Origin of the sequence: Campylobacter concisus (genome assembly GCF_002912425.1) — a bacterium.
Lineage (GTDB): Bacteria > Campylobacterota > Campylobacteria > Campylobacterales > Campylobacteraceae > Campylobacter_A > Campylobacter_A concisus_AH.
Map to the genome: position 1 here is coordinate 1 of NZ_POYR01000019.1, position 6,184 is coordinate 6,184.

The 6,184-nt window shown below is 38.6% G+C and carries 6 protein-coding genes and 1 pseudogene; 3 read left to right on the plus strand and 4 right to left on the minus strand.

The features are described from left to right. From CYP84_RS01115 to ftsZ, 3 genes and pseudogenes are all read left to right on the plus strand, one after another. A pseudogene (locus CYP84_RS01115) lies at window positions 1-349 on the plus strand (peptidylprolyl isomerase); the annotation flags it as partial. A gap of 5 nt (window positions 350-354) precedes the next feature. Continuing rightward, window positions 355-1,773, plus strand: a complete 1,419-nt coding sequence (gene ftsA / locus CYP84_RS01120; RefSeq protein ID WP_012001611.1) for a cell division protein FtsA — start codon at window positions 355-357, stop codon at window positions 1,771-1,773. 14 nt (window positions 1,774-1,787) lie between these two features. Beyond that, window positions 1,788-2,927 (plus strand): cell division protein FtsZ, encoded by a 1,140-nt coding sequence (gene ftsZ, locus CYP84_RS01125; RefSeq protein ID WP_103566946.1) that lies wholly within the window; start codon window positions 1,788-1,790, stop codon window positions 2,925-2,927. 285 nt (window positions 2,928-3,212) lie between these two features. On the opposite strand, the gene CYP84_RS01130 is transcribed toward ftsZ, so the two are convergent. The 4 genes from CYP84_RS01130 to msrB form a co-directional block, all read right to left on the minus strand. Next, complete coding sequence (locus CYP84_RS01130) at window positions 3,213-3,509, minus strand: metal-sulfur cluster assembly factor (protein WP_012001609.1); 297 nt, start codon at window positions 3,507-3,509, stop codon at window positions 3,213-3,215. A 3-nt stretch (window positions 3,510-3,512) separates the two neighbouring features. Next, complete coding sequence (locus CYP84_RS01135; protein WP_103636386.1) at window positions 3,513-4,703, minus strand: peptidase M50; 1,191 nt, start codon at window positions 4,701-4,703, stop codon at window positions 3,513-3,515. 1 nt (window position 4,704) lies between these two features. After that, window positions 4,705-5,043: a hypothetical protein gene (locus CYP84_RS01140; protein WP_103636387.1), complete on the minus strand. Its 339-nt coding sequence runs from the start codon at window positions 5,041-5,043 to the stop codon at window positions 4,705-4,707. A gap of 73 nt (window positions 5,044-5,116) precedes the next feature. Beyond that, window positions 5,117-6,157, minus strand: coding sequence for a peptide-methionine (R)-S-oxide reductase MsrB (gene msrB, locus CYP84_RS01145; RefSeq protein ID WP_103636388.1), 1,041 nt, complete (start codon window positions 6,155-6,157; stop codon window positions 5,117-5,119). Window positions 6,158-6,184 lie beyond the last annotated feature (27 nt).

A 6,184-nucleotide genomic window follows, 5' to 3' on the forward strand; every position in this document is an offset into this window, starting at 1 on the left:
AATTTTAACAGCAAAAGCAAAAGAGACTCTACAAAACTTTAAAGGAACAGATATTGGCTTTGTTAGCAGAGAGGTAAATAGCTCTATTGCGGGCTTAAACGAGAGTGATACAAGAGCTTTTGTTTCTCAACTTTTTGACACTAACAACACAAAAGGTTATGTTATATTAGATGACAAAGCCGTAGTGTACGATATTTTGGAACAAAGATTGCTTACTAACAATATAAATAACAACTATAAGCAAATAACACAACAAAATGTTGCAATGCTTAAAAACAACGAGTTGATAAAAGATTTAACAAACAAACTTCTAAAATATTATGAAGTTAAAGAATATGTCAAAAGGTAAAAATTTTGAGTACTAGAATTTTAGGCATAGATGTCGGATCATTTCAAATTTGCGCTGTTATAGCAGAGCAAAATGATGATGGCATAAAGATAATAGGAATAGGCACAGAAAAAGCACAAGGTATAAAAAAAGGTGCTATAAACAACATTGAACTAGCTGCAAAATCTATAAAAAATGCACTCATAGAAGCGCAAAAAGTTGCGGGCACACACTACGAAAGAGTAGTAGTTTCAATATCTGGAAAATATACTAAAAGCGTAAATAGCAGTGGCGTAGTAAATATACCAAATCATGAAATAGGCATAAAAGAGATAGAGCGTGCCATGCAGATGGCAGATCACAATGCCGAGACTTCTCCAGAATATGAAAAACTTCATGTCTTACCTTACAACTTTAAGGTGGATGGGCAAGAATTTATAGAAGATCCTATCGGTATGAATGGCACTAGACTTGAAGTGCAAACGCATATCATAAGTATTCAAAAATCACAACTAAGCAACCTAAGAAAGGCTGTAAATTTAGCAGGTGTGCAGGTTGATAATGTAGTTCTTTCTGGTTACGCTTCAGCCATAGCAACACTAACAAAAGACGAAAAAGAACTTGGTGTTGCACTTATAGATATGGGCGGCGAGACATGTAATATGGTAGTGCACGCTGGAAATTCACTAAGATATAACTCATATCTACACGTTGGCTCTGCAAATATAACTATAGATCTTTCAATGGCGCTTCATACTCCTTTACCAAAAGCTGAAGAGATAAAACTAGAATATGGCAAGCTAGTAAATAAATCAGTTGATCTTATCGAGCTTCCTAGACTTGGTGATGAGCAAAAAACTCACGAAGTTTCACTTGATGTTATATCAAATGTCATCTCAGCTAGAGCAGAAGAGACTGTGATGGTGCTTGCAAATATGCTTGAAGATAGTGGATACAAAGATCTTGTTGGTGCTGGCATAGTACTAACTGGCGGCATGACAAAGCTTGATGGGCTAAAAGACCTAGCTTCTGCGATATTTGACAACATGCCAGTTAGGATCGCTAGACCAAAAGAGATGGATGGTTTATATGAAATTTTGAGAGATCCAGCAAATTCTTGTGCCATCGGTTTATGTATGTATGGCGCTGGTGAATTTACACCTTATGAGATAGACTCAGAAAAAAAGATGAGATATAAAGGTGAGTTAAGATCAAAGCCAAAAGCAAATTTCAACATTTTTGAAGAAGAGAAAAAAGAGAAATTTGAAGTAAAAAAACAGGATAAAAATGATTTTGAAGAAGGCATTGAGCTTGTAAATATGGATATAAATTTAGAGCAAACAAACAACAAAAACGAGCTTGCAAATATCGCTGATATAAGTAAGCAAGAAAAAAAACCAAGTGCTTTAAAGAAATTTTGGCACAGCATGACACAACTATTTTGAGGAGAATTTTTACAATGAGCAACAGTTTCACAATCGAAGAGAACAAGAGCCTATATAGCGCAAAGATAAAGGTAGTAGGCGTAGGTGGTGGTGGTGGTAATATGATAAACCACATCATAAGAGAGAATCCAAATTTAGACATCGATCTAATGATAGCAAATACAGATGCTAAGGCACTTGACAATTCTCCTGCACACACAAAGATACAGCTTGGTGAAAAAAAGACAAAAGGTCTTGGCGCTGGTATGAGACCAGAGATTGGCAAAGAAGCTGCACAAGAGAGCTACGAAGAGATAAAAAGCGCTCTTGAAACTTCTGATGTTGTGTTTATCGCTTCAGGTCTTGGCGGTGGTACAGGTACAGGTGCTGCTCCAGTTGTTGCGCAAGCTGCAAAAGAGATAGGTGCGCTAACAGTTGCTGTTGTGACTATGCCTTTTTCATTTGAGGGTAAAAAGCGCAGCAAACTAGCTGATATAGGTCTAAGCGAACTTAGAAAAGAGAGCGACTCTATCGTTATCATACCAAACGACAGACTTTTAACTTTGATAGATAAAAAATCAGGCATCAAAGAGAGCTTTAAAATGGTTGATGAAGTGCTTGCAAGAGCAGTAAATGGTATGTGCTCTATCGTGCTTGACTCTGGCGTTAGCGATATCAACCTTGACTTTGCTGACGTAAAAACAGTTATGAGCCACAGAGGTCATGCTTTAATGGGCGTTGGCGAGGCTTATGGCGAGGGTGCAGCTCAAGAAGCTATCAAAAATGCTATCCAATCACCACTACTTGATAACATGAATATAAACGGAGCGCTTGGTGTTTTAGTTCATTTCAAAATGCATCCAAACTGCTCACTTGATGATCTTCATAGTGCGATGTCAATGATCGAGGAGGCATCTGATGATGATGCTGATGTGATCTTTGGTACAACAACTGATGAAAACATAGAAGACAATAAAGTCGAAGTTACTATCATTGCAACAGGTTTTAAAGGTGCAGAAAAAGAAAGCGAAGAAAAAAAAATAGCCCAAGAGCCTGAAAATGATCTTTTAAATAAAAATATCGTTTTAAAAAGAAGAGTAAGTGGTGGATATAACAGTGATGAGTACATCTCTCAGCTAGATATTCCATCATATCTTCGTCACCAAATGGACTAAGTCTTAACTAAAAATTCTCCTGTTAAATTGCAAGTTTATCTTGCAATTTACCTTTTTATATATTCAAATTTTAACCATTACCTAGCAAACGCCTAAAATTATCTTCTATAACTCGCATTATTTTTAGTTTTTACTTGCATAAATTTATTTGTGAATTTATTAAATACTTTAAGCACTCCCAAACAAATTTAACTACGCTTTTATGATATTTTTAAAATTTAAAGTAGAAGTTTAAGAAGAAAAGCTAGAAATTTGCTAGTAAAGCTAGATTTCTAGCCAAATTTATTAATTCACTCCAAGTTGTGCTTTTACAAAGTCGCTTGCCATTTGGATATTCCACTCTGGCTCCCAAACTAGGTCGATCTCACACTCTTTCACACCCTCCACGCCAAGCACAGCCGTTTCAACCCAGCCAAGTATCATCTCATGAAGCGGACAAGACTTAGTTGAAAGCGTCATCGTCACCTTTGCTTTGCCGTTTTCATCGCAGCTCGCATCATATATGAGCCCAAGTGAAACAATGTCAAAGCCAACCTCGGGATCGACGATATTTGACAGAGCATCATAAATTTTTTCTTTCATTTTTTATCCTTTAAAACCAGTAAATTTAAAAACATTTATCATATTTATAGCAAGCAAAATAATGCTTAAAGCCATAAAAATCATACTTGCATAGACCAAATTTCTCATCTCAAAGCTAACTGCCAAAGGGTAGCACACAAGCGAAATGGCATTAAAAGCTATGGCGTAATAAGCCGCCTTTTTTAGTATCATCGCATCAAGTAGCGGCACTTTTGCCTTGCCAACAAATGGAGCTACATAGTGATACCAGATGAGAAATGGCGCGATCTTATAAAGATGAGCCACGATAAAGGCAAACAAAAAGCCATATATCATAAAAAATGCAGCCAAATTTAGCTTTTCAAAAACCATAAAAATAGCAGCGCAAAGCAAGGCAAGCAGCGAAAGAGCGATATTTACATTCCAGTAATCATACGCCTTTCTCACGCGCTTTTTTAGGATGTAAAACGCCTGAGCTATAAAAAGCAAAGCTGCCACAGCCACTGCAAAAATGGCTAAATTTTCATCAACCGCCAGCAAAACCCCAGCCAAAATATAAAAGGCAAGAGAGGCTTTGCTAAGCGTAAATTTAAGATCATGCGCCAGAGCAAACATCGGCAAAAGCACGCTTGCAGCCCCAAGTACCACGAAAAATACAAAACCCAGCACAAAATATACGTGAAATTTTAGCGTCATAGTAAAATCAAGCATAAGCGTGCCGCCAAGTATCATCACCAGGCAAAATCCAAGCGTTATGCCAACTAGCAAAAATATCGCCGAGGCAAAGAGCGCAAAGGCCGCAAAGCTTCTTTTTTGATTATCCATAAAGCTTAGCGCATAGGTCGAGCCAAAAAAGAGAAGTGTGCCAAAGAGAAAAACTGCGCTGATTTGCAAAATCCTAGCCTCGCCAAATACCATCGCATAGCTCATAGCAAGTAGAGACACGCAAAAAATGGCTAAATTTAAAATAGCTCCTTTTACCGTGAAAAATGGCTTTTCTAAGATGACCGAGGTTAGCTGATATAGCGCTCCGATGATGATACTCATCACAAAGCCCACGAAAAATATATGCAAAAAGCCGGCCGTATTTAGCGAGCTAATCGCCTCAAAATCAGCGTAAAAAAAGGCCGGGACGCTAAGCGCTAAGAAAAAAATGCCAGCGATAAAGTAGCCGCCAACTAGCTTAAATGGCGGCGCATAGGTGTTTAAAAGCATCTTAGTGGCAAAGGCTAGTGTCTATGTTTTCTATACTAGCGCCATCTTTTAGGCTAAAAGTCATCTTCACAGCCCCACCCTCAAGGTCCTCGCGCTTAATGTCAAAGCTCTTTTCTATCTTTGGGATGAGTCCAGCTGGAAATTTGTGATTTACCATCACGATCTTTGTGTTTTTATCAGCAAATTTTATAGCCAAAAGTGCGTTCATCATAGGCTCTGGCGGCACGCAAGGACGTGAGTCAAAGCCTACAAAATTTACACCATTTTCACTAAATTTATAAAACGGCACTGTCGCACCCTCTACATTAAACTGCTCTGCGTTTTTGAAAAATTCACTCATTTTTTCTCCTTTTGATTTTGGAGAATTATACTCTGATTAAACTTTTCAAACCATTGATTTGCTTCAACAAAAGCTACTTGACGTAGGGGATAAACTCCTCGTATCCAAGCCTAGCCATATCCTCAAGCGGTATAAATTTAAGGCTAGCGCCGTTTATACAATACCTTAGTCCGCCCTTGTCGCTTGGTCCATCTTCAAAGACATGCCCAAGGTGCGCGTCGCTGTTTTGCGACCTCACCTCAACTCTTTTCATCATAAACGAGTTGTCCTCCTTATATGAAAGTGCCGTTGTCGTGATAGGCTTTGTAAAGCTTGGCCAGCCACACCCTGCGTCAAATTTATCAGCGCTTGAAAAGAGCGGCTTGCCACTGGTGATATCGACATAGATGCCCTTTTTGTCAAATTTATCATACTCGCTGCTATATGGCCTCTCAGTCGCCGCCTCCTGCGTCACGGCATACTGCTCGCTGCTTAAATTTCTCTTTAGCTCCTCTTTGCTAAGCGGCTTAAATTTAGCCTCATCATAAAGCGGTTTATTTGCCAAATTTAGATCGATATGGCAGTATCCAAAAGGGTTTTTGTCAAGATAGTCTTGGTGATACTCCTCGGCAATGATAAAATTTTTAAGAGGTGCTACCTCAACCACGATCTTATCTTTAAATTTCTTTTGCTCTATCTTTATAAAGCTCTCAATGACTGGTAGATCGTCCTTGCTAACATAGTAAATCCCACTTCTGTACTGCCTGCCGACGTCATTGCCCTGTTTGTTTAGCGAGGTCGGGTCGATCACTCTAAAAAAATGAGCCAAAATTTCAGCCAAAGCGACCCTGTTTTCGTCAAATTTCACATAAAGTGTCTCAGCGTGATCGCTCTCATGAAGCCCCTGGTAGCTCGTGTTCTCGCTCTTACCATTTGCGTAGCCCACTTTTGTATCCACCACGCCAAATATCTTTTTAAAATATCCCTGCATGCCCCAAAAGCAGCCACCTGCTAAATAAATTTCTTTCAAATTTTGCCCTGCCATCGTCTGCTCCTTTAAAAACTCGTCTTTTGCCATCAAATTTACACCCAAAAATACCGCCAAAACCAAGAGAAAATTTAATATCTTTTTCATGAGAACTCCTTTTTTGAAGGATTATAT